This window comes from Streptomyces malaysiense, assembly GCF_000980885.2.
Lineage (GTDB): Bacteria > Actinomycetota > Actinomycetes > Streptomycetales > Streptomycetaceae > Streptomyces > Streptomyces malaysiense.
The window spans coordinates 1-938 of the sequence record NZ_LBDA02000193.1; the positions used below are offsets into that span (position 1 = coordinate 1).

The window sequence follows — 938 nt, forward strand, 5'->3', positions numbered from 1 at the left end:
CGCAGTCGCGCGTCCAGGACGTGCACCGCACCGCCCGTCACGGGGCGGCCGATCGGCGGGGCCTGACCCGTCACCGCGAGCGGCTCGCTCAGCGTGGCCGCGACCGTCACCTCCGTCGGACCGTACGCGTTCACCATCCGCCGCCCCGGCGCCCAACGCGCCACCAACTCCGGCGGACACGCCTCAGCACCCACCACCGGCACCGACAACACACCCTCAGGCAACTCCGGCACCGTCGCCAGCACCGCCGGCGGCACCAACGCATGCGTCACCCGCCCCGCCGTCAACACCCCCGCCAGCTCCTCACCCACCAGCACACCCACGGGAGCCACCACCAACGCGGCCCCCGCACCCCACGCCATCAGCAACTCCATCACCGACGCGTCAAAACTCGGCGACGCCAACTGCAGCACCCGACTGCCAGACGTCAGCCCGAACCGCTCCACCATCGACCCGGCCAGCGCACCCACACCCCCATGCGTGACCCCGACACCCTTCGGCACCCCCGTCGAACCCGACGTGAAAATCACATACGCCAGCCCACCCGGCTCAGGCACCACCCCCACCACCGGCCGCACACCAGCCACACCGGCCTCGACCTCCGCCTCCGCCTCGGCCACCAGCGCGGCATCCACCACCAGACACGGCGCCGCCCGATCCACCATGTGACGCACCCGCCGCTCCGGCAGAGCCGGATCGATCGGCAACCACGCCGCACCCAGACGCGACACCGCCAGCACCGCGACCACCAACTCCACCGACCGGCCCAGCCGCAGACCCACCACGTCCTCGGGCCCCACACCCCGACCCGCCAGCCACCCCGCCAGCCGCCCCGCACGCGCGTCCAGCTCCGCGAACGACAGACGGACCTCACCACACTCCAACGCCACCGCGTCCGGCGTCCGCACCACCCACCGACCGAACAGCTCCGGCAGGGA

General features: G+C 73.0%; 1 protein-coding gene. It reads right to left on the minus strand.

What is annotated here, in order from left to right; genetic code table 11:
* On the minus strand, positions 1 to 938 hold a 938-nt coding region (locus VT52_RS34870), incomplete at both ends, for an AMP-binding protein (RefSeq protein WP_167377784.1).